Annotated in this window: 21 protein-coding genes, 1 tRNA gene and 1 pseudogene; 20 read left to right on the top strand and 3 right to left on the bottom strand. The window is 46.2% G+C overall.

The window, feature by feature from the left end; translation table 11 throughout:
- Positions 1-7 precede the first annotated feature (7 nt).
- Positions 8-1501: a glycerol kinase GlpK gene (gene glpK / locus AOU00_RS06685; RefSeq protein ID WP_061828827.1), complete on the top strand. Its 1494-nt coding sequence runs from the start codon at positions 8-10 to the stop codon at positions 1499-1501.
- A gap of 84 nt (positions 1502-1585) precedes the next feature.
- Here glpK and AOU00_RS06680 read toward each other — a convergent pair whose 3' ends face one another.
- Positions 1586-2626, bottom strand: coding sequence for a LacI family DNA-binding transcriptional regulator (locus AOU00_RS06680; protein ID WP_061828826.1), 1041 nt, complete (start codon positions 2624-2626; stop codon positions 1586-1588).
- 295 nt (positions 2627-2921) lie between these two features.
- On the opposite strand from AOU00_RS06680, the pseudogene AOU00_RS06675 reads away from it, so the two are divergent.
- From AOU00_RS06675 to AOU00_RS26975, 5 genes and pseudogenes are all read left to right on the top strand, one after another.
- Positions 2922-3422, top strand: a pseudogene (locus tag AOU00_RS06675) (carbohydrate ABC transporter permease); the annotation flags it as partial.
- Positions 3423-3445: 23 nt separating this feature from the next.
- A complete protein-coding gene (locus AOU00_RS06670) occupies positions 3446-4792 on the top strand; it encodes a GH1 family beta-glucosidase (RefSeq protein WP_061828825.1) in 1347 nt (448 codons plus the stop codon).
- A gap of 230 nt (positions 4793-5022) precedes the next feature.
- Positions 5023-5562, top strand: coding sequence for a hypothetical protein (locus AOU00_RS26985; protein ID WP_231109394.1), 540 nt, complete (start codon positions 5023-5025; stop codon positions 5560-5562).
- A 179-nt stretch (positions 5563-5741) separates the two neighbouring features.
- A complete protein-coding gene (locus AOU00_RS26980) occupies positions 5742-6341 on the top strand; it encodes a hypothetical protein (protein WP_237166295.1) in 600 nt (199 codons plus the stop codon).
- 17 nt (positions 6342-6358) lie between these two features.
- Positions 6359-7294, top strand: a complete 936-nt coding sequence (locus AOU00_RS26975; RefSeq protein WP_237166293.1) for a hypothetical protein — start codon at positions 6359-6361, stop codon at positions 7292-7294.
- A gap of 87 nt (positions 7295-7381) precedes the next feature.
- On the opposite strand, the gene AOU00_RS06660 is transcribed toward AOU00_RS26975, so the two are convergent.
- Both AOU00_RS06660 and AOU00_RS06655 read right to left on the bottom strand, forming a co-directional pair.
- A complete protein-coding gene (locus tag AOU00_RS06660) occupies positions 7382-8146 on the bottom strand; it encodes an exodeoxyribonuclease III (RefSeq protein ID WP_069290221.1) in 765 nt (254 codons plus the stop codon).
- Positions 8147-8549: 403 nt separating this feature from the next.
- Positions 8550-8623 (bottom strand) — tRNA-Arg (locus AOU00_RS06655).
- 257 nt (positions 8624-8880) lie between these two features.
- Here AOU00_RS06655 and AOU00_RS06650 point away from each other — a divergent pair.
- The 14 genes from AOU00_RS06650 to hemC all read left to right on the top strand — a co-directional run bounded on the left by AOU00_RS06650 (position 8881) and on the right by hemC (position 25379).
- Positions 8881-9789 carry a hypothetical protein gene (locus AOU00_RS06650; RefSeq protein WP_013311626.1) on the top strand — a complete coding sequence of 303 codons (909 nt, stop codon included), beginning with the start codon at positions 8881-8883 and terminating at the stop codon, positions 9787-9789.
- Between the two features lie 143 nt (positions 9790-9932).
- Positions 9933-11246: a trigger factor gene (tig, locus tag AOU00_RS06645; RefSeq protein ID WP_028541569.1), complete on the top strand. Its 1314-nt coding sequence runs from the start codon at positions 9933-9935 to the stop codon at positions 11244-11246.
- 410 nt (positions 11247-11656) lie between these two features.
- A complete protein-coding gene (clpP, locus tag AOU00_RS06640) occupies positions 11657-12247 on the top strand; it encodes an ATP-dependent Clp endopeptidase proteolytic subunit ClpP (RefSeq protein ID WP_016324659.1) in 591 nt (196 codons plus the stop codon).
- A 12-nt stretch (positions 12248-12259) separates the two neighbouring features.
- Positions 12260-13516 carry an ATP-dependent protease ATP-binding subunit ClpX gene (clpX, locus tag AOU00_RS06635; RefSeq protein ID WP_013311623.1) on the top strand — a complete coding sequence of 419 codons (1257 nt, stop codon included), beginning with the start codon at positions 12260-12262 and terminating at the stop codon, positions 13514-13516.
- 110 nt (positions 13517-13626) lie between these two features.
- On the top strand, positions 13627-14745 hold the full coding sequence (gene ispG / locus AOU00_RS06630) for a flavodoxin-dependent (E)-4-hydroxy-3-methylbut-2-enyl-diphosphate synthase (RefSeq protein ID WP_025718670.1): 1119 nt from the start codon (positions 13627-13629) through the stop codon (positions 14743-14745).
- 215 nt (positions 14746-14960) lie between these two features.
- Entirely contained in the window at positions 14961-16688 is a 1728-nt protein-coding gene (lonB, locus tag AOU00_RS06625) for an ATP-dependent protease LonB (RefSeq protein WP_061828822.1), read from the top strand.
- Between the two features lie 110 nt (positions 16689-16798).
- Entirely contained in the window at positions 16799-19135 is a 2337-nt protein-coding gene (lon, locus tag AOU00_RS06620) for an endopeptidase La (RefSeq protein WP_061828821.1), read from the top strand.
- Positions 19136-19153: 18 nt separating this feature from the next.
- Positions 19154-19765, top strand: a complete 612-nt coding sequence (gene yihA / locus AOU00_RS06615) for a ribosome biogenesis GTP-binding protein YihA/YsxC (RefSeq protein WP_061828820.1) — start codon at positions 19154-19156, stop codon at positions 19763-19765.
- 288 nt (positions 19766-20053) lie between these two features.
- Complete coding sequence (locus AOU00_RS06610) at positions 20054-20641, top strand: non-ribosomal peptide synthetase module (RefSeq protein ID WP_069290220.1); 588 nt, start codon at positions 20054-20056, stop codon at positions 20639-20641.
- Positions 20642-20908: 267 nt separating this feature from the next.
- Positions 20909-21307 carry an adenosylmethionine decarboxylase gene (gene speD / locus AOU00_RS06605; protein WP_025365654.1) on the top strand — a complete coding sequence of 133 codons (399 nt, stop codon included), beginning with the start codon at positions 20909-20911 and terminating at the stop codon, positions 21305-21307.
- A 249-nt stretch (positions 21308-21556) separates the two neighbouring features.
- Positions 21557-22951 carry a glutamyl-tRNA reductase gene (gene hemA / locus AOU00_RS06600; protein WP_069290219.1) on the top strand — a complete coding sequence of 465 codons (1395 nt, stop codon included), beginning with the start codon at positions 21557-21559 and terminating at the stop codon, positions 22949-22951.
- 16 nt (positions 22952-22967) lie between these two features.
- Positions 22968-23795 (top strand): cytochrome c biogenesis protein CcsA, encoded by an 828-nt coding sequence (gene ccsA / locus AOU00_RS06595; protein ID WP_061828817.1) that lies wholly within the window; start codon positions 22968-22970, stop codon positions 23793-23795.
- Positions 23780-24451: a precorrin-2 dehydrogenase/sirohydrochlorin ferrochelatase family protein gene (locus AOU00_RS06590; protein WP_335582235.1), complete on the top strand. Its 672-nt coding sequence runs from the start codon at positions 23780-23782 to the stop codon at positions 24449-24451. The genes ccsA and AOU00_RS06590 overlap by 16 nt, the downstream gene beginning before the upstream one ends.
- A 1-nt stretch (position 24452) precedes the next feature.
- Positions 24453-25379 carry a hydroxymethylbilane synthase gene (gene hemC, locus AOU00_RS06585; RefSeq protein ID WP_061828815.1) on the top strand — a complete coding sequence of 309 codons (927 nt, stop codon included), beginning with the start codon at positions 24453-24455 and terminating at the stop codon, positions 25377-25379.
- Positions 25380-25383: the final 4 nt, after the last annotated feature.

Raw genomic sequence — 25383 nt, 5'->3', positions numbered from 1 at the left:
ATGAACAATGGGAAAATATATTTTGTCACTAGATCAGGGAACGACAAGCTCAAGAGCAATTTTGTTCAATAGCGAAGGAGATGTAGTGTACTCGGCTCAGCGAGAATTTCCGCAGTATTTTCCTCATCCCGGCTGGGTAGAGCAGAATGCGAATGAAATCTGGAGCTCTATTCTCGGGGTCATTGCCTCCTGTCTTTCCGAATCCGGTGTAAAAGCAAATCAAGTGGCTGCCATCGGCATTACCAATCAGCGAGAATCGGTGGCTGTATGGGACAAAAATACAGGAGTGCCCGTGTATAACGTACTCGTATGGCAATCACGCCAAACCTCGGACATCTGTGAAGAATTGAAGCGGCAAGGGCACGAGGAGCTTTTTCACAGCAAAACAGGGCTGTTGATCGACCCGTATTTTTCAGGCACTAAAGTAAAGTGGATACTGGACCATGTGGAGGGCGCGCGGGAAAAGGCGGAACGAGGTGACCTGTTATTCGGTACGATTGACTCGTGGCTGATCTGGAAACTATCCGGCGGAACGGCACATGTAACGGACTACTCCAATGCAGCCAGGACGCTGATGTACAACATTTATGAACTAAAGTGGGACGAAGAGCTGCTGGACATTCTGGGTGTTCCGAAAATCATGCTACCTGAGGTAAGACCTTCTTCCGAGGTATATGCGCACACTGTGGATTATCATTTCTTTGGTCAGAATGTACCGATCGCCGGTGCAGCAGGTGACCAGCAGGCAGCCTTGTTTGGTCAGGCATGTTACGAAAAAGGGATGATCAAAAACACTTACGGCACAGGCTGCTTCATGCTGATGAATACGGGGGATCAACCAGTGGAATCCAAGCACGGCCTGATTACGACCATCGCTTGGGGACTGGAGGAAGGCAAAGTGCAATACGCACTCGAGGGGAGTGTGTTTGTAGCGGGGTCGGCGATCCAGTGGCTGCGAGACGGGCTACGTATGTTCCGTGAAGCGAAGGACAGTGAACCTTATGCCGCCCGTGTTTCGTCTACGGAAGGAGTGTATCTTGTACCCGCTTTTGTCGGACTGGGCAGCCCCTACTGGGATAGCGAGGTGCGCGGAGCGATGTTCGGTTTGACACGCGGGACCACGAAGGAGCATTTTATCCGCGCCACATTGGAGTCACTCGCTTATCAGACCAAGGATGTGCTTACAGCCATGGAGATTGATTCAGGTATTGCAGTGAAATTGCTGCGGGTGGATGGAGGAGCTGTATTGAACAATTTTCTGATGCAATTCCAGAGCGATATTTTGGATGCAACAGTGGAGCGGCCAGTTATCCATGAGACGACGGCACTGGGGGCTGCATGTCTGGCAGGTTTGGCTATTGGATATTGGAAGAGTACGGATGAACTTCGCAAGCGGGTGAGAGTGGAAACCTCTTTTGCCCCGAATATGGATGAAGCAACACGTGAAAGCTTGTATGAAGGCTGGAAAAAGGCCGTGAATGCGACGATGGCCTACAAGTAATAGATAAGCGATGGGTCTATGAATATTAAACTGCAAAAAGATGACTTCTGAATTTATCAGGAGTCATCTTTTTTAAGGCATATGCTAACTCTTGACCTTCGTATGGTTCCAATGTTGCCGGGCTCCGCAGGAGCTACGAATGACTAGTTCCGGCTCTACTTTAATACATTTCGTATCCATTTGTTTATTCATCAGGTCAAACAGCACCATAGCGGCTAGACGGCCTATTTTTTGCTTGTCTTGTTTTACAGTCGTCAGTGGAGGTTCGGTATAACGACAGGCTTCTATATCATCACATCCCACTACAGCAATATCCTCGGGTACCCTCAAGCCGCTTTCCTTGAAAGCACGTATGGCACCAAAAGCAAGCAGGTCGGTCGCCGCAAAAATAGCTTTTGGTAAATTTCCTTGCTGTATCCACGCCTTCGCGACCTGGTATCCATCTTCTGCCGCGTAGTCCTTACCATACACGACCCATTCAGGTCTAACGTCAAGACTAAACCGTTTTAGTGAGGCGATAAAGGCTTCCTCTCTCTCTTTAATAACCAAAGAGGGGCGTTCAATGCCCATAAAACCCATTTCGCGGTATCCATTCATGTAAAAATGCTCAACAACCTTCATTGAAATCTTCTGATTGTCGGACATGATATAGCAGGAACTAGCTCCGGTTAGCTCAATATCGACACCGATGCAGGGGATAGGGCTGGCATCGAGATCAAAAACACTCTTCTCCACCTCATCTCCAGCAATAATAATGCACCCGTCCACTGAAAAATATTTCGAGCGAGCCAAATAGTCCTCTCCATTATCCAGAAATTTCTCATTTGAGAAAAATAGCAGATCGTAACCGAGCAAGCCAATCTGTTTTTTGAAGACATTAATGATATCTACAAAAAAAGGATGACTAAAATCAACATTCAGCTTGCCGGCAAATATAACGCCTACCAGATTAGATTTTTTGGTAGCAAGCGTTTTAGCCGAGGAGGAGGGTCTATAGCCTGTTTCCTCCATGATTTTAAGTACCCGCTGTCGGGTTTCCTCACTGATGTCTGTGTAATTGTTAATGATTTTCGAAACCGTTGCCACTGAAACGCCTGCCATGCTAGCTATTGTTTTTATATTCATGGAATCCTCCGTAACTAAACTGATTTAGTTAAATTGACTTTTCTTTTCAAACTTAATGATTACTCGTATTCTATGCTACCTCATAGAAGTGAGTCAACCGTGTAAATAAAGGATGTTTCCTAATATTTTAAGGAGTAATAACGGTGATTTATGTTTTATTTGATAATTTACAACTCTCTATTTACAAATACAGGCTATCCGATACATAATAGTAGCTGTAATTAACTAAACCGCTTTCGTAAAAGTAAATGCATTTATTCTAAGAGTATAGGGGGAATTTTGCAATGCTGAAAAAGTGTTTTTCCTGATATCCATGTATCTCCCGAATCCGCTGATTCCGCAATTTGCTCTCATTAATAGCCTGGGACTTTACAATACCCAGCTTGGTTTTATTTTGCTGAAAACAACAGGTACCGGCATCGCTTTTCTGATGTTTGTGGGGTATATCAAGTCTGTCTCCCGAGAGCTGGATGAAGCGGCTGCCATGGACGGGTGCGGATATTCACGATATTTGTTTACGATTCTTGTCCCGCTGATGAAGCCGGTGTTGGCAACAGGCATTATTTTGACAGCTATAGGGGCGTGGAATGACATTATAGGTCCTACTATTTATTTGTCTGATCCTGCTTATCAGCCAGTGACCAAGGGATTGTTCTCCTTTTACGGACAATACATGAACAACTGGCCGCTGCTCGCTTGCGGCATTCTGATTGTTACACTACCGCTCGTTATTTTGTATATTTTCCTCCAGCGCTTTATTGTCGGCGGTGCAATGGCCGGAGCTGTGAAGTCTTGATTCCTGAAAGGATGATACCGAGTATGAGTGAGAATACCTATACATTCCCCACCGCGTTTATGTGGGGAACTTCGACCTCTTCTTATCAAATTGAAGGTGGCGTGGATGAGGAAGGAAGAGCGCCTTCTATTTGGGATACTTTCTGTCGAGCACCTGGAAAGGTGATAGGAGGGGACTGCGGAGATGTGGCTTGTGACCATTTTCACCGCTTTAAGGAAGACGTGCAATTAATGAAGCAACTTGGCTTTTTACATTACCGTTTTTCCGTGGCCTGGCCGCGCATTATTCCCGCACCCGGCGTGGTTAACGAACAGGGGTTGCTCTTCTATGAGCGTCTGCTGGATGAGATTGAGTCGGCCGGGCTAATTCCAATGCTGACGCTGTATCATTGGGATCTACCGCAGTGGATTGAGGACGAAGGCGGTTGGACGCAGCGAGAGATTATCCAACATTTTAAAACGTATGCTTCTGTAATCATGGATCGATTTGGACAGCGTATAAGCTGGTGGAATACGATAAATGAGCCCTACTGCGCCTCTATTTTGGGCTATGGCACAGGAGAGCATGCCCCCGGCCATGAGAACTGGAGGGAAGCCTTTACTGCCGCTCATCATATTCTGATGTGTCACGGGATAGCCATGAACTTACACAAGGAAAAGGGCCTGACGGGCAACATCGGTATTACGCTGAACATGGAGCATGTCGATGCAGCCTCTGAACACCCCGAAGATGTAGCCGCTGCTGTCCGGCGGGATGGTTTTATTAATCGATGGTTTGCCGAACCATTGTTTAACGGGAAATACCCTGAGGATATGGTGGAATGGTACGGGGCGCACTTGAATGGATTGGATTTTGTACAGCCTGGTGATATGGAGCTGATTCAGCAGCCAGGGGATTTTTTGGGCATCAACTACTACGCCCGCAGTATCATTCGAGCGACTACAGACGCTTCGTTGCTTCAGGTCGAGCAGGTTTCCATAGAGGAACCGGTAACGGATATGGGATGGGAGATTCACCCTGAATCCTTTTATAAGCTGCTAACGCGGATTGAGAAGGATTTTTCCAAGGGATTACCCATCCTGATTACGGAAAACGGAGCAGCGATGAAGGACGAACTGGTGAATGGAAAGATTGAGGACATTGGACGTCAGTATTACATTGAGGAACATTTAAAGGCATGCCATCGCTTTATTGGGGAGGGAGGTCAGCTTAAGGGCTATTTTGTCTGGTCATTCCTCGATAACTTTGAATGGGCCTGGGGATACAGCAAACGTTTTGGTATTATACACATCAATTACGACACGCAGGAACGGACACCCAAACAAAGTGCGCTGTGGTTCAAGCAAGTGATGGCGAATAACGGGTTTTAAATAGAAAAGGGGTGCACGATAAATACGGCACTGACCTTCCCGGATCGCTTTATCCAAACACGCGTCGAAGACTTGGTTTCACAGCAGCCTGTGACGACGAATAAAGTGCCTTGTGGGTTTAGCGGCTACACAGCACGACTGGCGGCAGGTACTGCCGTCAATCACTGTACGATCATCGGGTATGTGAATGATATTCACTCTATCAATAACGGATTACGGAAATCGCAACCATGCCTTATATCGAGCGGAAGCCGGAGGAAGCCAAAGCGTTGATCGAAGAGTTGACGGATGAAATGGCAACGCGGACATCCATTCCGTTATTTGACGAATACTGCCGTCAGAACTATCTGGATAACCTGTTACGTGGTGGTTATCCATTGCTGCTGGACAACGGCACTGAGCAACCGTTTGTATATCATGTATTTTCACGCAAGCATGGGGATCTGGAGCGGGACTATAATTTCTTTAAGCTCCAGGCGGGATATTATTCTCAAGGAAATGGTAATTTTCGCGATGCAAACCAGAACCGGAGAAATGATGTGTGGTTTAACCCCGGCATAGGAGATTTCAATATCCGTTTGTTTATGAGCCTGATTCAGCCGGACGGCTATAATCCGCTTGTTGTAAAGGGGTGTAGCTTTCAAATACGAGAGCTGGAACCGTTGCTGGGACAGGTGGAGGTGGCAGATCATTCGTCTTTGCGTGCTTTTTTCCAATTGTCGTTCACCCCGGGTGAGCTAAACATATCATTCATGACAACATCGCGCTAAAGCAAACGGTTGAGACGTTTGTAACCGAAGCTCTCAAGCATTCCGAACAATGCTATGAGGCTGATTTTGGTGAAGGTTTCTGGATCGACCATTGGACATATAACATGGATCTAATCGAAAGTTATCTAAGTATCTATCCAGACAAACAAGAGGAACTCTTGCTCGCGACCCGAGAGTACATGTATTACGACAGTCCGGCATGGGTACAGCCACGTCGAAACAAATGCGTGCAGATGAAGGACGGACGTATCTGTCAGTACGGGGCGGTCGTAGAGAGCAAGGAGAAAGAAGCTCAGCTGCACGCCCGGGATCGCGATGTTCATTGGGTTCGAACCGAACATGGAAGCGGAGAGATTTATAAGTCAAATTTATATGAAAAGCTGCTGTCATTAGCAGCCATCAAGCTGTCCACGCTGGACCCAGAGGGCTTGGGAATTGAGATGGAGGCGGGCAAGCCGGGATGGAATGATTCCATGAACGGACTTCCGGGGCTGTTTGCTTCTGGATTCAGTGAACTGTGTGAATTACAGCGACTTGTAAGATTTTTAATACATGCACAGGTGAAGCTTTCGGGCGATTCTGTGCTACGGTTGCCGCGAGAAGTTGCTAAGTTGATCCAACAGCTGAAGCTCGCAATGGAGGAATACTACCACGATTCGGATGAGGCTGATTGCAGGGATGAAAGTAAGGATTACAGCTTCTGGTCACGGATTTCGGATGCTAGAGAAGCGTATCGCGAAACGGTTCGTTTTGGATTGAAGGGGCAGAAACACCATTAGCGTTTGAAGATGTACTGGTGTTTTTGGGCCAAGCTGAACGTAAACTCCAACAGGGGATGGATAAGGCTCTGCTTATCGGTGAGGGGATATACCCAACCTTCTTTTATTATGAAGCCAGAGAATTCGAGGTACAGGAGGATGACTGCGGGGGCAAGCTCGTAAACATACATTCCTTCGAACGTAAGGATACACCATATTTTCTAGAGGGACCGACCCGGGCTATGAAAGTGGTTGGCGACATTGTAAATGGGCAGGAGCTATATCGGCAAATCAGGCAGAGTGGGCTTTACGACAGGAAGCTGGGCATGTATAAGGTGAATGAAAGTCTGGCGGGGCAGCCGTTTGAACTCGGTCGTTCCACAGCTTTTACGCCGGGTTGGCTGGAAAATGAATCTATATTTATGCATATGGAATTTAAATATTTACTTGAATGCTTAAGAGCGGGTCTATACACTGAATTTTTTTCAGACATTAAAAAAGCGTTTCCGCCTTTTATGGACCCAGAGGTCTACGGAAGAAGCACGCTGGAGAACAGCTCCTTTATTGCTAGTATTGCTAATCCTGATGCAAGTTTGCATGGAACGGGATATATTGCGAGGCTGAGCGGATCTACGGCAGAATTTATTCATATGTGGTTATGGATGATGACGGGCGGGCAGCCGTTTGGCTATGATCATAGGGGACTATCCTTGAGGCTGAAGCCCAAGCTGCCAGGCTGGCTGTTCACAGCTACAGGTGAGCTATCTTTCTGTTTTCTCGGAAGCTGCCAGGTGACTTATTTTAATACGGATCGTAAGGATACTTATGCACCGGAATGCAGAGTGACCCAATATGTACTGCATTACGTCAGTGGCGAAAAGAAGACGATATGCCAGGCTGTATTAGATCAAAAAGAAGCGCAAGATGTGAGAGATCGGTTGATTTCCCGTATCGAGGTATATTTGGGGACATAGCTCCATTAATTAAAGCCGTCATGCTGCCATAACAGAGCATAACGGCTTTTTAAGATTTCATAAATCCTGTGTCAGGGCAGGGGGGACCTATGCTGAAATATCTTGCAAATCCAATATCACAGGGCAGTGGTCACTGCCTGTAATATGACAATCAATGCTCGCATCCATCAATAGCGGACGAAGTCTCTCCGAGACGAGGAAGTAATCAATCCGCCAGCCAATATTCCGTTCTCTCACCTTCGGCATGTAGGACCACCAGGAATAAACATCCGTCCGGTCAGGATAAAAGGATCTGAAGGTATCTATAAATCCGGCGTCTAGTAGCTGTGACATGCGTTCCCGTTCCTCAGGCGTGAATCCGGCATTTCCGTAGTTAGCTTTGGCATTTTTGAGGTCGATCTCCTGATGAGCTACGTTCAAATCTCCACAAATGATGACAGGCTTCAAAGCATCCAGTTGTTGCAGGTAGCTGCGAAAACGGTCTTCCCATTCCAGTCTGTAGGGCAGTCGGGATAAGTCCCGTTTGGTATTCGGTGTGTACACATTGACGAGATAAAATTTTTCGAATTCCAGAGTAATGGTTCGGCCCTCTGGTTCTTCGTTTTCCTCAAGTCCATAATGCACAGAGAGCGGCTTGATTTTGGTGAAAATAGCCGTGCCGGAATATCCTTTTTTCTCAGCGTAATTCCAGTATTGTGTGTATTCCTCCATGTTCTCCATGAGGATTTGGCCTTCTTGAAGCTTCGTTTCCTGTACGCAAAAAATATCGGCATTTGTTTCTTTTAGATAAGCATAAAACCCTTTGGTCACACAGGCTCTTAAGCCGTTTACATTCCAAGATATTAATTTCATTTGATTAATCTCCTTGCTAATTCACGCAGTCAAGCGATGTAATTTGATATCCTTTGTTGACATAAGCTTATAAAATCTTCTATCTGGACTTCATAGGCTTTTTATCAAAATGGTCCTGAAATGGTGCAACATGATAGATGATAGCAATTTCTGCGTTTTTTTGAAAGAGTAGAGACTTGAAACCAGCGCCTAAAGTAGTGATGGGCAGACTAATCTTTCTACATTATTTATAATGAAAAAGGCTCCCTTGCGGAAGCTATTTTTGGTGTAATTTATCAAGAGAGATACTCTCCCTATGGTCGGCTGCGAAGTATAGGCTAACGATACCGATGACCCGACGTTCCCCCGTGGTTTATCTCATGAGAACAAAAAAAGCCTCCATTATGGAGGCTTCTTGTTATGACGTCCCAGGAGGGATTCGAACCCCCGACCGACGGCTTAGAAGGCCGTTGCTCTATCCAGCTGAGCTACTGGGACATAAAATTCAAGCGAATATTAATATATCATATGGATAAAAGAAATTCAAGTCTTATTTTGCATATATCGCTTATTTAGGCTTTATACAGCATAAATTCTGAGTAGACGTAGTTTTTTTTGCCTTATAAAAGGGTATGTTAGAATACAGGTGAATATGTGTAAGACGAGTGGTTGGACTTCGGCTACTGTTTCTCATATAATCTACAAATACTTGAGCTTGCGAAGGAGAGGGGGTGCCTTGAATAAAGGACTCCAAGGTGACGACAAAAGAAAATAATATTGTATTGTTTCCGAAGACACTGGACTATTATCAAATTCAACTTACTGTAATGCTTGAAAACGAACGTTACGGAGAGGCGATGGCGATGCTGCGTTTTTTAATGCAGTGTCAGGGACAGGAGCAGAAGCAATACGATGAATGGAACGCTCTATTACAATGGCTGGAAGCTGCATTTCCACAGTACGCTGACAGCGGGGCGGTAACGGACGCTGTGGAAGAAGAGGTCAGTGAAGTAGAGTTAGCTCGCCGTCATGCACGCTTTAAGCAGGAGCAGGATGCAGGCTACGGCAACAAGCTGTTGCGGATGGCTATGGATGAACCCTTATCCGAACAGACGATTTTAGCGTTGGAGCAGTTGTCCTATCTGGAACTGCCAGAAATCGACGATGCCTTGCTTCGCTGGATTACGGAACGGGAAATCCATCCTTTACTTCAATTCCGTGTTCTACAGACAATGCGACGACGTGGAATGGAAGGGACGATAGAAATCAGACGGGGTGATGAACAAGCGGAAATCGACATTGAAACGGTTCCGTTACAGCCAGGTGATTTCCCAGAATCGATTATGCGTATTTTGGAACGGGTGGCCGATCAGACTGAGGTACACGAGCCTACACTATTCTATTTTGCACAGGAGCTGTGGTCACAGTTTGTGATGGCAGTATACGGTACGAAAGATTATAGATCAATGTTGGTGGAAGAGGACGGAATGCCGGATATTTGGGCTGCAGCACTCCATCAGACGGTTTCGGAAAGTTTGAACGGAAATAATAATGAGGAAGAAACCCGTGCTATATATGGTATTACAGATGCGCTGCGCTTCCGTTTTGAGCAGGCGTATCGGTCGATGCGACTATTCGTAGCGGCGGGAATGAACACTCCTTAATGACCGGAAACGTTTACCTGTGAAGCATTCAAAGGGCTGCTCTTGAAAAAGACAGTAATGTTAGATATACTATAGTGGTTATTTTGTGTGCGTTGATTGTAATGAAAACTAAGTGAAGATTTTGTTGGAGGGGAAAGCATAAAATGAAAGCAACTTGGGAGAAAATAGAGAAGAACCTTGGGGTTCTTGAAGTTGAGGTTGACGCGGATCGTGTAGCCGCTGCACTCGACAAAGCTTTTAATAAAGTGGCAAAACAAGTAAGTGTACCAGGATTCCGTAAAGGTAAAGTACCACGTCCTATCTTTGAAAAACGCTATGGTATTGAAAGTCTGTACCAGGATGCAATTGACATCCTGTTGCCAGAAGCTTACAGCCAAGCTGTAGAGCAAACAGACATCTTCCCGGTTGACAGCCCTGACGTTGAAATTGATCAATTTGCTAAAGGCGAATCTTTCAAATTCAAAGCAAAGGTTACTGTTAAACCTGAAGTGACTTTGGGCGATTACAAAGGCGTAGAAGTGCCTGTAAGCAAACTCGAAGTAAGCGACGAAGAACTGGCTCAAGAACTGGAGCGCCTGCAACAACGTCATGCTGAATTGGTTGTCGTTGATGAAGATGCTGCTCAATCCGGTGATACAGCTATTATTGACTTCGACGGTTCCGTGGATGGTGTACCATTCGAAGGCGGACAAGCTGAGAAGTATTCTTTGGAACTGGGCTCTAACACATTTATCCCTGGTTTTGAAGAGCAAGTGGTTGGTTTGCACACTGGCGATTCCAAGGACGTTGAAGTAACGTTCCCTGAGAACTACCATTCTGCTGACCTCGCTGGCAAACAAGCGGTATTCAAAGTGAAAGTTCACGAACTGAAACGCAAAGTTCTTCCTGAACTGGACGATGAATTTGCTAAAGATGTAAGCGAATTTGATACACTGGCTGAATTCAAGGAAGACTTGAAAAAGCAATTGTTGGATCGTAAGGAAAACGAAGCTAAAGCAGCCCGCGAGGGTGCTGTAGTGGAGAAAGTTGCTGAGAATGCAACAATCGACATTCCTGAAGCAATGGTGAAGAGCGAAGTGCAAAACATGGTTCGCGATTTCGACAACCGTTTGCGTAGCCAAGGTATGAACCTTGAAATGTTCCTCGGATTCTCTGGTCAAAGCAAGGAAGACCTGGAAGAGCAAATGAAAGCTGATGCTGAGAAGCGCGTACGTAACAACCTCGTGCTGGAGCAAGTGGCTAAAGCAGAAAACATCGAAGTTTCCGAAGCGGAAATTGATGAAGAACTGAAAAACATGGCTGAAGCTTACAAACGTTCAGTTGAGGAAATCCGCAGCATTCTGGAAGGTAACGGCTCGTTCGCTAACCTGAAAGAAGAAATTTCACTGCGCAAAACGATTGCTTTGTTGGTGGAAAACAGCAAAGAAGTAGAAGCGCCAGTTGAAGCTGCTGAATAATTCAGACGATAAAATATACGGAGTATGCTGTAACAAGCTGCAACGTAGCAATTAGATAGGGATAAGGCACGTAGTGAAAGTTACGTGCCTTATTTTTACCTTTGGTAACCCAAATTTTAGTCGTTTATGGAAAGTGCTGTGAGTCGTGTTTTTTGTTTTACATAAGTCACTACCGTATATTTGCACATACATACGAAACATGGTTAAATATGAGAAGGTCTCGGCAGAGTGTACTGTAAACAGCCCGCACTGCATATATGAGCGCATGCAAATATGACACGAGACTCTGAACATGTTAAAATATTTTGTAAGGTGTTCACGTTTCATGCTTGCTGCTTCCGTTTTAATGGGACATAAGGAAGCGGATGAATACAGGTGTTCATTTTAATAAAGAAAAGAGGTTGGTCGTGATGAGTCTCGTCCCTATGGTTGTGGAACAAACGAATCGAGGAGAACGATCTTACGATATTTACTCGCGGTTGCTTAAGGATCGTATTATTTTCCTAAGTGGCCCGATTGATGACGATGTCGCCAATCTCGTCATTGCACAGTTATTGTTCCTTTCTGCGGAAGATCCAGAGAAGGATATTAATTTGTACATTAACTCGCCAGGCGGTTCTGTAACTGCGGGCATGGGTATATATGATACAATGCAATTCATTAAGCCGGACGTATCGACGATCTGTGTAGGCATGGCTGCAAGTATGGGTTCGTTGCTGCTCACAGCGGGTGCGCCAGGCAAGAGATACGCGCTTACCAACAGTGAAGTCATGATCCATCAGCCGCTCGGTGGCATTCAAGGGCAAGCCTCCGATATGCTGATTCATGCGGACTGGATTATCAAAACACGTGCTAAGCTGAATCAAATCTATGTAGAGCGTACGGGTCAGCCCCTCGAAAAAATCGAACGTGATACTGACCGGGATTTCTTCATGGAAGCGGAAGAGGCAAAAGCATACGGTATCATTGACCAGGTGCTGTCTAAACCGATTAATCTGTAAAGGGGTGGCTCTATGTTTAAATTTAATGATGAAAAAGGACAATTGAAATGTTCTTTCTGCGGTAAATCTCAGGATCAGGTTCGCAAGCTTGTCGCTGGACCGGGCGTATATATATGTGACGAATGCATTGAGTTGTGCACGGAGATTGTAGAAGAGGAATTGGGTCATGAAGAAGAAGTAGATCTGAAAGACATTCCGAAACCAATGCAAATCCGTGACATTCTGGACCAATATGTCATTGGTCAGGATCAAGCGAAAAAATCGTTGTCTGTAGCGGTATATAATCACTACAAACGTATTAATACTCAAAACAAAATTGATGATGTGGAACTGCAAAAAAGTAACATTTTGATGCTTGGACCTACTGGTTCGGGTAAAACGTTGCTTGCGCAAACCATGGCTAAAATTTTGAACGTTCCTTTTGCTATCGCAGATGCCACTTCCCTTACGGAAGCAGGTTATGTGGGTGAAGACGTTGAAAATATTTTGCTGAAACTGATTCAAGCTGCCGATTATGATGTGGAAAAAGCCGAACGTGGCATTATCTACATTGACGAAATTGATAAAGTAGCCCGCAAATCCGAAAACCCGTCCATTACGCGTGACGTATCGGGTGAAGGTGTACAGCAGGCGTTGCTTAAGATTTTGGAAGGCACAGTTGCTTCTGTACCTCCGCAAGGCGGTCGCAAGCATCCACATCAAGAGTTCATTCAAATCGACACCACGAATATCCTGTTCATTTGCGGTGGTGCCTTTGATGGTCTGGAGCAAATGATCAAACGCCGTATCGGTAAAAAGGTTATCGGCTTCAACGCTACTAGCGAACAAAAAGATCTGAAACCAGGCGAATATACTTCAATGGTATTGCCTGAGGATCTTTTGAAATTCGGCCTGATTCCGGAATTTGTAGGACGCTTGCCAGTAATTTCTACGCTGGAGCCGCTTGATGAGAACACATTAGTTCGTATTCTGTCCGAACCGAAAAATGCGTTAACCAAGCAATACCAGAAGCTGCTTGAACTGGATAATGTGCAACTGGAGTTTAAGCAAGATGCTCTGGAAGCCATTGCTCGTGAAGCGATCAAGCGTAACACGGGTGCCCGTGGCCTTCGTGCGATCATCGAAGGTATTATGCTGGACGTAATGTATGAGGTTCCTTCCCGTGAGGATGTGACTACTTGCGTCATCAATGAGCAGGTTGTAAAAGACAAAATTGCACCGGAACTCGGTGGTACAGATAAGGATAAAAAACAAGAAGAGAGCGCCTAAGGATTGATACTTCGCGATCTCTAAAACATGAGAAGCCGGATCTCCACTTCACTAAACCTGTATGAGGTTTTAAGGGGTGGAGGTTTGGCGTTAATGGGAGAGAAAAGTACATGTTCTTAAGACAAGACACACGTCCCGTTAAAGTCGGGAATCTGACGATTGGCGGCAGCAATGAAGTCATCATCCAAAGTATGTGTACAACCAAAACAGCAGATGTAGAAGCGACTGTAGCCGAGATTCTTCGCTTGGAAGAAGCTGGATGTCAACTGGTGCGGGTTACCGTCAACAATGAGGAAGCTGCCGCTGCCATTAAGGAAATAAAAAAACGGATTCATATTCCGTTGGTTGCAGATATTCACTTTAATCACAAGCTGGCTCTACTGGCAATTGAAAATGGAATTGATAAGGTTCGCATTAATCCAGGTAACATTGGACGACGTGAAAAAGTGGAAGCTGTCGTGAAGGCGTGTAAGGAAAAAGGGATTCCGATTCGGATTGGTGTGAACGCCGGGTCACTGGAACAGCATTTACTGGATAAGTATGGCTACCCTACGCCAGAAGCGATGGTAGAAAGCGCACTGTATCATATCGGGATACTGGAAGAACTTGATTTCCATGACATTATTGTGTCACTGAAAGCGTCTGACGTTCCTATGGCGATTGCAGCTTATACGAAGGCCGCTGAAATTATTAAGTACCCGCTCCATCTGGGTATTACCGAAGCGGGTACGCTCTTTACTGGTACGGTTAAAAGCGCGGCAGGTATGGGTGCTTTGCTGGCCTCAGGCATCGGCTCTACAATGCGTATTTCGCTCAGTGCCGATCCGGTGGAAGAAGTGAAGGTAGCACGTGAGTTGCTCAAGACGTTTGGATTGATCACAAACGCAGCTACACTGATTTCTTGTCCGACGTGCGGACGTCTGGATATAGATCTGTTCTCTATTGCCAACGAGGTGGAGGACTACATTGCGAAACTCAAGGTGCCGATTAAAGTATCAGTACTGGGTTGTGCAGTAAATGGCCCGGGTGAAGCGAAGGAAGCTGATATCGGAATTGCTGGGGCACGCGGTGAAGGCCTTTTGTTCCGTTATGGAAAAATGATTCGTAAAGTACCTGAGGCTGATATGGTCGACGAATTGAAAAAAGAAATTGATATCATCGTCAAGGCATATGAGGAAACAGGGAAAATCCCTGGACGTGAAGAACGTCATACCGCCGAGAAGGTGTAGGCAAAGCAGTTATATAAAGAGGCATAGTCATAATCTATTGTCATCATTTAAACGCCGTGGAGAGCAGCTCTGCTACAGAACTGTTCTTCACGGCGTTTATGTATTTCTCTCTGATCTTTTGAAAGACCGCCGTTTAGCTATCGCGGAAAAGGAAATACTGTTTTTCATAGAGCGGCATTTTTCAAATTGCTGAGATGAGAAACGGAGGAAATACGATGGACTTGACTATGATTTTGTTATTGGTGCAAATGTTTTTCGGGATTGTAATTGGTCTGTATTTCTGGAACCTCCTGCGGAGCCAGAAAACGAACCGTAGTGCGGTGGATCGGGAATCCCGCAAGGAATTGGATAAGCTGCGCAAATTACGCTCTATTTCACTTACCAAGCCGTTGGCTGAACGCACACGTCCTGCCACATTACAGGATATCGTGGGTCAGAAGGACGGACTGCGCGCACTCAAGGCAGCGTTATGTAGTGCGAATCCGCAGCATGTCATTATTTATGGCCCGCCGGGTGTAGGGAAGACGGCTGCTGCACGCGTGGTGCTGGAAGAGGCTAAGAAGAATCTGTCCTCCCCGTTCAAGGGAGATGCCAAATTCACGGAGATTGATGCTACGACGGCCCGCTTTGACGAGCGCGGTATTGCGGACCCGCTGATAGGTTCAGTGCATGATCCAATCTATCAAGGGGCAGGAGCGATGGGGGTGGCGGGAATCCCGCAGCCTAAGCCCGGAGCTGTGACGAAGGCGCATGGGGGGATGCTGTTCATTGATGAGATTGGTGAGCTGCATCCAACGCAGATGAATAAACTGTTGAAAGTACTGGAGGATCGCAAGGTATTTTTGGAGAGTGCGTATTACAACTCGGAAGATTCGAACACTCCTGCTTATATCCACGATATTTTCCAAAACGGTTTGCCAGCCGATTTTCGTTTGGTAGGTGCGACGACCCGTTCGCCGCATGAACTGCCACCTGCGATTCGCTCCCGGTGCATGGAGATTTATTTCCGTGCCTTGCAGCCACAGGAGATTGCTCGTATTGCAGAGGATGCTGTCCACAAGCTAGGCTTTGGCCCTTGCCCTGAGGCGGTAGAAGTTGTACAGCGTTACGCAACGAACGGTCGGGAAGCGGTCAATATGATCCAGCTGGCTGCTGGTTTGGCACTTACCGAGAAAAGGGAACGTCTCAATGCTTCCGACGTGGAATGGGTAGCGGGCAGCAGTCAAATTCAACCACGTCCTGACCGAAAAATACCGGGCTTGCCGCAAATCGGATTCGTTAACGGATTAGCTGTATATGGCCCGAACATGGGGATGCTGCTGGAAATTGAAGTTACAGCAGTTCCGGTTCCTGAGGGAAAGGGAATTTATAATATTACGGGGGTCGTGGATGAGGAAGAAATTGGAGGTGGGTCCCGCACGCTGCGACGTAAGAGCATGGCTAAAGGTTCTGTGGAAAATGTTTTAACCGTTTTGCGTACGCTCGGATTGTCTCCATCGAATTACGATTTGCATATCAATTTCCCTGGGGGTACGCCAGTAGATGGCCCGTCCGCAGGAATTGCGATGGCAACAGCCATTGCTTCCGCGATGCGGGGAATTCCGGTGGATCATGAAATTGCTATGACTGGCGAAGTTAGCATCCATGGTCGTGTCAAACCGATTGGTGGTGTATTAGCCAAGGTTGAAGCCGCTTTTCAGGCTGGAGCCAAAAAGGTGATCATTCCGCAGGACAACTGGCAAGCTCTTTTTGACGGTATTGAGGGTTTAAAAGTCATTCCTGTACAGTCAGTCACCGAAGTGTTCCGACATGTGTTTGGGGAAGAAATGACGTCAGATTTGCCTGTGCATGCGCCAATTGAGACTTTTCGCCCATCCCAATCTTCCTTGTTACAGGCTGATGGAACGCATAACGGGACGATATCAGATACAGGATCTTGCTGATGAACCACCCTTTCATTGGTTTTTTCATAAAACATTTGATAAAATATGAAAGATAACAACGTGAGGATTGTAAAATCCGGAACCTGAGAATCACTGGAGGTGCGAAAGCGATGGGACCCACCAAGACAAAAGGTCGTCGTTTTCCTTTGCTGCCTTTAAGAGGACTTCTGGTCTACCCGAGCATGGTTCTGCATCTCGATGTGGGCCGGGAAAAATCGGTCAAGGCTTTGGAAAAAGCGATGGTTGAAGACAATTTGATTCTCCTGTGTTCTCAATCAGAAGTAAATATTGAAGAACCCACACAAGAGGACATCTTTCGAGTCGGCACGGTAGCCAAGGTACGCCAGATGCTCAAGCTTCCTAATGGAACTATTCGAGTATTGGTGGAAGGGCTGGAACGCGCCGAGATTATTCAATATACGGACAATGAAGAATATTACGAGGTAATGGCGAAGGAGCTGCACGAGGCAGAAAACGTACAGCCTGAGACGGATGCGCTTATGCGTACTGTATTAACTCAGTTCGAGCATTATATCAACTTGTCCAAAAAGGTAACACCGGAGACTCTAGCTGCGGTATCCGATATTGAGGAGCCGGGACGGCTTGCAGACGTGATCACAAGTCATCTTACGCTCAAAATTAAGGAAAAGCAGGATATACTGGAGACCGTCGACGTTACTCAGCGTCTGGAGAAGCTTCTGGATATTTTGAACAATGAGCGTGAAGTATTGGAGCTGGAACGTAAAATCAACCAGCGTGTGAAGAAGCAAATGGAGAAGACGCAGAAGGAGTATTATCTGCGTGAACAAATGAAGGCGATTCAAAAGGAACTTGGCGAGAAGGAAGGCCGCGCAGGAGAAGTTGAAGAACTGCGCAACCAGCTAAGTGAACTGGAGCTACCTGTTCCGGTAAAGGAGAAGGTCGAAAAGGAAATCGATCGTCTGGAAAAAATGCCGGCAAGCTCTGCCGAGGGTGGCGTCATCCGTAATTATGTTGATTGGTTGTTAAGCTTGCCGTGGAACAAGTTTACCGATGATGATCTGGATATCGTCAAAGCTGAAGAGGTACTCAATAACGACCACTACGGACTCGATAAACCCAAGGAACGTGTATTGGAGTATTTGGCTGTGCGTAAGCTGGTGAAGACCATTAAGGGACCGATTCTGTGTCTCGTAGGCCCGCCAGGGGTCGGCAAGACCTCGTTGGCCCGTTCGATTGCCAAATCCATGGGTCGGGAATTTGTCCGCATTTCTCTCGGAGGTGTGCGGGATGAAGCGGAAATCCGTGGTCACCGCCGGACTTATGTTGGCGCGATGCCGGGACGGATCATTCAAGGGATGAAGACTGCAGGAACGTCTAATCCGGTATTTTTGCTGGATGAGATTGATAAAATGGCTTCCGATTTTCGGGGGGATCCATCGGCAGCATTGCTCGAAGTGCTTGATCCTGAACAAAACAATACGTTCAGTGACCATTTTGTCGAGCTGCCGTTTGATCTGTCCAATGTGATGTTTGTAACGACAGCCAATGCTGCACACAACATCCCGCGTCCGCTAATGGACCGTATGGAGACACTCTATATTCCAGGCTACACCGAACTGGAGAAGCTGGAAATCGCCAACCGGTACCTATTGCCCAAGCAGAAGAGAGAGCATGGCTTGAACGAGGAACAGTTGGTCATCGGGGAGGATACGCTCCTGCGTGTCATTCGTGAATATACCCGTGAATCCGGTGTGCGGAATCTAGAACAGCAAATGGCTTCTCTGTGCCGCAAGGCGGCGAAGTCCGTTGTATCTGGTGGCGAAGGGCCGATTCAAATCACACCGGATAATCTGAAGGATTATCTGGGTATCGCTAAATTCCGTTACGGTGTTGCAGAACTGGAGGATCAGATCGGTACGGTTACAGGCTTGGCATGGACAGAGGTCGGTGGTGAAACACTGATGATTGAAGTGACGGTCGTACCTGGTAGTGGTAAACTGATTCTTACGGGTAAACTGGGAGACGTTATGAAGGAATCTGCCCAGGCGGCATTCAGCTACACTCGTTCGAAAGCAGTTGATCTGGGCATTGAACTGGACTTTTATGAGAAAAATGATATCCACATTCATATTCCTGAGGGTGCGATTCCGAAGGATGGTCCATCTGCGGGAATTACTATTGCTACCGCATTAATTTCAGCTTTGACCAACCGTCATGTATCCAAGGATGTAGCTATGACGGGCGAAATTACTTTGCGCGGCCGAGTATTGCCGATTGGTGGTTTGAAAGAGAAGTCGCTGGCTGCCCATCGGGCAGGCTACAAAAAAATTCTGCTTCCCAAAGATAATGAACGGGATTTGAAGGATATTCCCGACAGTATCCGGCAGGATGTTGAATTTGTCCCCGTTGCCCATATGGATCAGGTGCTAAAGCATGCTTTGGTTGAGCAGGCAAGGGTACATTAGAGAGGAATTAAGAACACAATGAAAGTAACAAAAGCAGAATTTATAATAAGTGCGGTTGGCCCCGATCAGTTTCCTGTGGACGCTTTGCCAGAGATTGCTCTGGCGGGGCGCTCCAATGTAGGAAAGTCTTCACTGATTAATCGGTTGATTAACCGTAAAAATTTGGCGCGTACCAGTTCTACGCCAGGTAAAACCCAGCAACTCAATTATTACCGGATTAATGATGACCTCTATTTTGTCGATTTTCCCGGTTATGGTTATGCCAAGGTATCCAAAACGTCCCGCAAGGCTTGGGGGCAGATGATTGAGTCTTATTTGCTGGAGCGTGAGCCACTTAAGCTGGTGCTTCAAATGGTGGATTTGCGTCATCCGCCATCCAAGGACGATATCATGATGCACGATTGGCTGCGCCATCACGGGCTTCCAGTCTGCGTTGTAGGCACTAAGGCAGATAAAATCCCTAAAACGCGGCGAGAAAAGCATTATAAGGTAATCAAGCAGGAACTCGGAATACTTCCCGGGGGATTGTTTATCCCCTTTTCATCCGAAGAAGGTATGGGCAAGGAAGAGCTGTGGTCTGTCATCTCCAGCTATATAGAGAATGACGACGAAGAGCAGACGGAATTGTAAGGTTAGGGACGTCCTTAAGGGCGTCCTTTTTTCATGATTCGGGCTTTTGAAAAATTAAACTCACTAAATTGGTGGGAATAATATATAAAAAAAGAGGAACTCGTGGAATTTAAGCAGAAGAGTGAGGATATGAGGGATAATGCAGTCTCAACCCTATCATTTTCCGTTTATTTCCGATGTATGGCGGAAATTTATGATTTGATGTGCAAGAAAAGCGTTGTAGGTCTGATGTATAATAAAGCATAAAGCTTAAACTTATAGGTTCAGGAAAGAATTGAGGAGATTGGTATGGCTCAGCGGTTAGCCACAGAGTATGTTAAAACCACTTTGACCTTGTCGGAAACTCAAATGGACGAATTTTTGCGGGCAGTGGATGATTCCCAGGTGCATTACTATATTAAAGTTCTAGATAACGGAAGACAGGAAATCGTTCTGGAGCATAGTGCGGGTGAGGAAGTTCATTTGTTTTTTGAGGCCCAAGAGGGAGCGTTTGTGTGTGAATTGACTTGCCGCTTAATTCATCCGCAATTAACCTTGTTTATACGCAAACTTTTTGTTCGTTTTAAGGGCGAAGGCATCGTTTACCGAATGTATCGAGGATTCACTATGGTGTATTTTTATAATGAAGGTACGGTTCGTAAAATTATGGAGAAGAATGCCGCAGGCTCCAGGCTGGTATTTGAATATAAAAATACGGTTCAGGAACTGCAACAGCTTTTTCAGCATCAGAACGTCGAAAATGAAATATCAGACGTATATCATCTCATTAATTCGTTGCTTGACCAGCGAAATTTGGCGCGTACTTTCTCGGAGTTGGAACAGATTGACCACAAGCTTCGAATGAGTTGCTCGAAATTATTTGCACTGGAAGGTTAATAAGGCATGAATACATGGAATGAATCGTTATGCAGTGTAGTTCCTTTCTTTACCGAAAGGGGCTTTTTTATTCCAAAAAAATGATTGCATTTGCTGCACATAGATGTTATTTTTAATCTCGTTGAAAATGAATATAGGAACCAGGATTCACTCAGGACATTGAATGTTGCGAGAGGTTATTCCCTCGGGAAGTGAATGACGTAGGTCCTAGCGGATGAAATTTTTTCAAACATTTTATTCCTAGGAAGGGGGAACCGAAAGATGGAATTGGAGTACTCAACTTTCGGAAGACACGTTGCCGTAGATACTTGGGGTGTTGAGTTTGAATTACTGAATGATGCGCAGTTTTTGGAGGCTCAATTAGTTGAAGCAGCTGAAGCTTGCGGAGCAACGGTGATGTCCGTTCAATCCAAGCAATTCGAACCACAGGGAGCTACCGTGCTTGTACTGTTGTCGGAGAGTCATCTCTCTATTCATACGTATCCTGAGAGAGGATTTGCCGCTATTGATTGTTATACTTGCGGTGAGACTGTCGATCCGCAGCTGGCTATTGATTACCTGGTATCCGTTCTAAAACCGAAAAAAACATATGCGAAGAAGCTGATTCGCGGCTTGGGAGAACTTCAGGTGGAATCACCGGAGTGCAAGCTGGCCGAGTTGGTGTAAATCGTTCTTTTATGGAGCCATTTGTGCGTCCTATATTATAACCATGGAACATTTCCATGGTTATTTGTTTTAAAAGTGGTTTACACTAAATCAAATCATACAGAACGTGCTAGATATTCATGAACGTCATCCAATTTTCATAAACAATTCATAAAACAGCCGGAGGACATTCGGACTTCTGTGATATAATTAACATAGTTTATGATAACAGTGGTTATTCTTATTACAGTTTAGGCAGGTGAATTTGCAATGCACATCGTCGTTGTTGGGTTGAATTATCGTACGGCGCCTGTGGAAGTCAGAGAGCGTTTTACATTTGCAGAAGAAGATTTGCCAAAAGCGCTGGAACAACTCAAACTTACCAAAAGTGTGTTGGAGGGCGTAGTTGTCGCAACCTGCAATCGGACTGAAATATATGTTGTGGTGGACCGCCTTCACATGTGCGGTTATTTTATACGCAGTTTTATGGAGCAATGGTTTGGCATTCCACGTGATCAATTTACACAACATTTATATATATATGAGGACGAGCAGGCGATTCGGCATTTGTTCCGTGTGACTTGTGGCCTTGATTCTATGGTAATCGGAGAAACACAAATTTTGGGACAGGTAAAGAACGCTTTTCTTCAGGCTCAATCCCAGAAAATTACGGCAACGTGGTTTAATATGTTGTTTAAGCAGGCCGTCACATTGGGCAAGCGTGCCCATTCGGAGACGTCTATTGGAGAAAGTGCCGTATCTGTCAGCTATGCAGCAGTTGAGCTGGGCAAACGGATTTTCGGGATGTTTACCGATAAAAAGGTACTGATTCTCGGTGCTGGTAAAATGAGTGAGCTTACTGTTAAGCATTTGTACAGCGGTGGAGCAGCTGAGGTTATTGTAGCAAACCGAACCCTGTCCCGTGCGGAAGACCTTGCCTCCAAGTTCCATGGAACGCCGGTTACGATGGAGGAAGGCATGAATCGGTTGGCGGATGTGGATATTGTCATTAGCTCGACAGGTGCCCAGGGTTATATTCTGGATCGGACTCGGGTTGAAGCAAGTATGAAACGTCGACAGTCCCGTCCTTTGTTTATGATTGATATCGCGGTTCCGCGTGATCTCGACCCGGCTATTGGTGAATTACAGAATGTTTTCCTGTACGATATTGATGATCTGGAAGGGATCGTGGAGAGCAATTTGGAAATGCGCCGTACTGAAGCTACAAAAATCGAGCATATGATCGAAGATGAGCTTAGCGAGTTTTATCAATGGTTGAAAACGATGGGAGTGCGTCCGGTGATTCGTGCATTACAGGAAAAAGCGGAGTCTGTACATCAGGATACGTTGGAAAGCTTGTTCAATAAGCTTCCTGAGCTGGATGAACGGCAACGCAAAGTGATTAGCCGCTTGACGAAAAGTATGCTGAATCAGATGATGCATGATCCGATCAATCGGGTAAAAGAACTGGCTGTTCAAAAGCAGGGAAATGAGGCCCTAGACATGTTTAGCCATATTTTTGCTCTGGAGGATCGTTTGGATGACGCCGCTCAGAAAGTAGATAAAAGCGATGCATCTGCGTTAATGAAACCGGAAGCCGGTGTTCATGAAAAAACCGTTCAGGCTCAGGCTTTGCCAGCGTCGTTTGCGCCGGCCAGCCTGTAAAGGTGGGTGAACAGAAGTGGCTTCAGGCATGCTTATATATGATTCAATGATTTATGTTTTTGCCCTGAGCCTTCTGTTTGTATTCTCGGATGGGATTCGTCGCAATGCGAATGCTAAACGGACAGGTACAGGGCTTCTTGTTGTCGTTCTGGTGCTCCAGCTTGCTTATATGGGGATAAGAACCTGGAATGAAGGGCATCTTCCTATTTTCGTGACCTACGATTTTCTATTTCTGTTCTCAGTTATTTTGGTACTGATTTCTTTGATTCTGACACGTTATCAGCGATCCGAATTTGCGGTATTGTTGCTTAATATTATTAGTTTTGCAGTGCTAGTGCTCAACAATATATGGATGGAGCCTCTCGACAACCCGCTTGGAAATTGGCATACAGTGCATGGTCTGCTCCTGATTCATATTGCGCTGGCTAATCTTGGTTTTGTAGCAATGACGGTAGCAGCTGTATTTTCGGGGTTATATCTGTTTTTGCATCGTAAATTGAAAGTAAAGAAATGGAATGACACGATCAGACGCCTGCCGAGTCTGGAAATGATGGACCGGTATACGCATATGGCGCTGTTGATTGGTACTCCTTTGTTGGGAGTCTCTATTGTAGTTGCCGTTATTTCTATTATTGCCGAGGAACGCTGGCGTCTCTTGCTGGATACCAAGGTGCTGATGACAGCGATTGCCTTGTGCGTGTATATTATATTTTTAGTGAGCAAAAGATTGAATCAGCGTTCAGGGCTTGTAATGGCAAAGTGGGCATTGGTGGGCTACACGCTATTGATTCTTAATTTTTTGCTGAATTCCTGGTCTGTATTTCATCAGTGGACGGGAGAGTGAAAAGCCTTTTGCAGCATTTTGTCCCGATTTCGTTGAATTGTAAGAATAAGATCTGTTGTGTTGTAGGTGGCGGTAGGATTGCGGAACGAAAGGTAAAGGGGATGATGGAAAGTGGGGCATTCATTACCGTCATTAGCCCGAATATAACGCCGGATTTACAGGTTCTGGCGGATCACAAGCAGCTCCACTGGGTAAATCGCGTATATCGCGAGGGTGACCTCCAGGGAGCCTTTCTTGTATATGCGGCGACGAACCAGAGAGAAGTGAATTATGAGGTTGCGCATGAGGCCAGACAAAGGGGTATACTGGTAAATGTGGCGGATCGATCGGAAGAGGGAGACTTTATAACGCCGGGTACCATTCGACGAGGAAGACTGACGATTAGTATTTCCACAGAAGGGGCTGGCCCTGCTGTGACCACTGATATTACATCAGCTTTGAATACGTTGTTTGGTAGCGAATACGAGCCATATCTGGATTTCATGCACGATATGCGACAGATCATCAAACGTAAGATAAGTTCCCCACAGCAAAGGACCAAACTACTGAGGCGCTTGGCGAGTAGCGGAATTTTGGATCAAATACGGCGTCATGAATTCATGGCTTGGACCGAAAAAGAAATAGACCTATGGATTGCGCAAAATCAGGAGGAATAACATGCGAACAATTGTGGTAGGCAGCAGACAGAGTGCGCTGGCGTTAACTCAGACCGGGCATGTCATTGAAGATTTGAACGCGCTGTGCGCGAAGCATGGAATGGATTTGCAATTTGTCGTAAAGAAAATCCTGACCAAGGGTGATCGAATATTGGATGTAACCTTGTCCAAAGTGGGTGGCAAAGGGCTTTTTGTCAAAGAAATTGAACAGGCCATGCTGGCTGGTGAGATTGATATGGCAGTACATAGTATGAAGGATATGCCTTCCGAATTGCCGGAAGGGCTTGTCAACGGCGCTGTGCCGCGCCGTGAGGACCCACGTGATTGCCTGATCACATTGGGCGCCAAGAGCCTGGAGGATTTGCCTCAAGGGGCAAAGGTGGGCACGAGTAGCCTGCGCAGAGCCAGTCAAATCAAGTCCATGCGACCTGATCTACAATTGGAGCCTGTGCGGGGTAATATTGATTCCCGTCTGAAAAAGCTGGAGACGGAAGGTTTTGACGCTATCATTTTGGCGGCAGCAGGCTTGCATCGGATGGGCTGGAAAGAGCGAATTACATCCTATATACCGGAAGAAGACTGTTTGCCGGCGGTTGGGCAGGGAGCGCTAGGTATTGAATGTCGTGCGAGCGATGAAGAACTATTGGCCTTGCTGCGCCTTTACAACGACCGGGATACCTCGGCTACCGTTGCGGCAGAACGAACCTTTCTGGGCGTGTTAAATGGGGGGTGTCAAGTGCCGATCGGGGCTCATGCGGTCTGGGCTGGTCAAGAAATCAGCCTCACGGGCATGGTAGGCTCGCCAGATGGCGAGGTTATTTTGAAGGAAACGCTCCAGGGAAATGATCCGCAAAAGCTGGGAGAAGCGGTGGCGGCCAGTTTGATAGCCAAAGGAGCGGAACAGATTCTTGCGCAGGTGAGGGGATGATAGC

The organism is Paenibacillus polymyxa (assembly GCF_001719045.1).
Classification (GTDB): domain Bacteria; phylum Bacillota; class Bacilli; order Paenibacillales; family Paenibacillaceae; genus Paenibacillus; species Paenibacillus polymyxa_B.
This window is presented reverse-complemented; position numbering and strand designations above follow the sequence as displayed.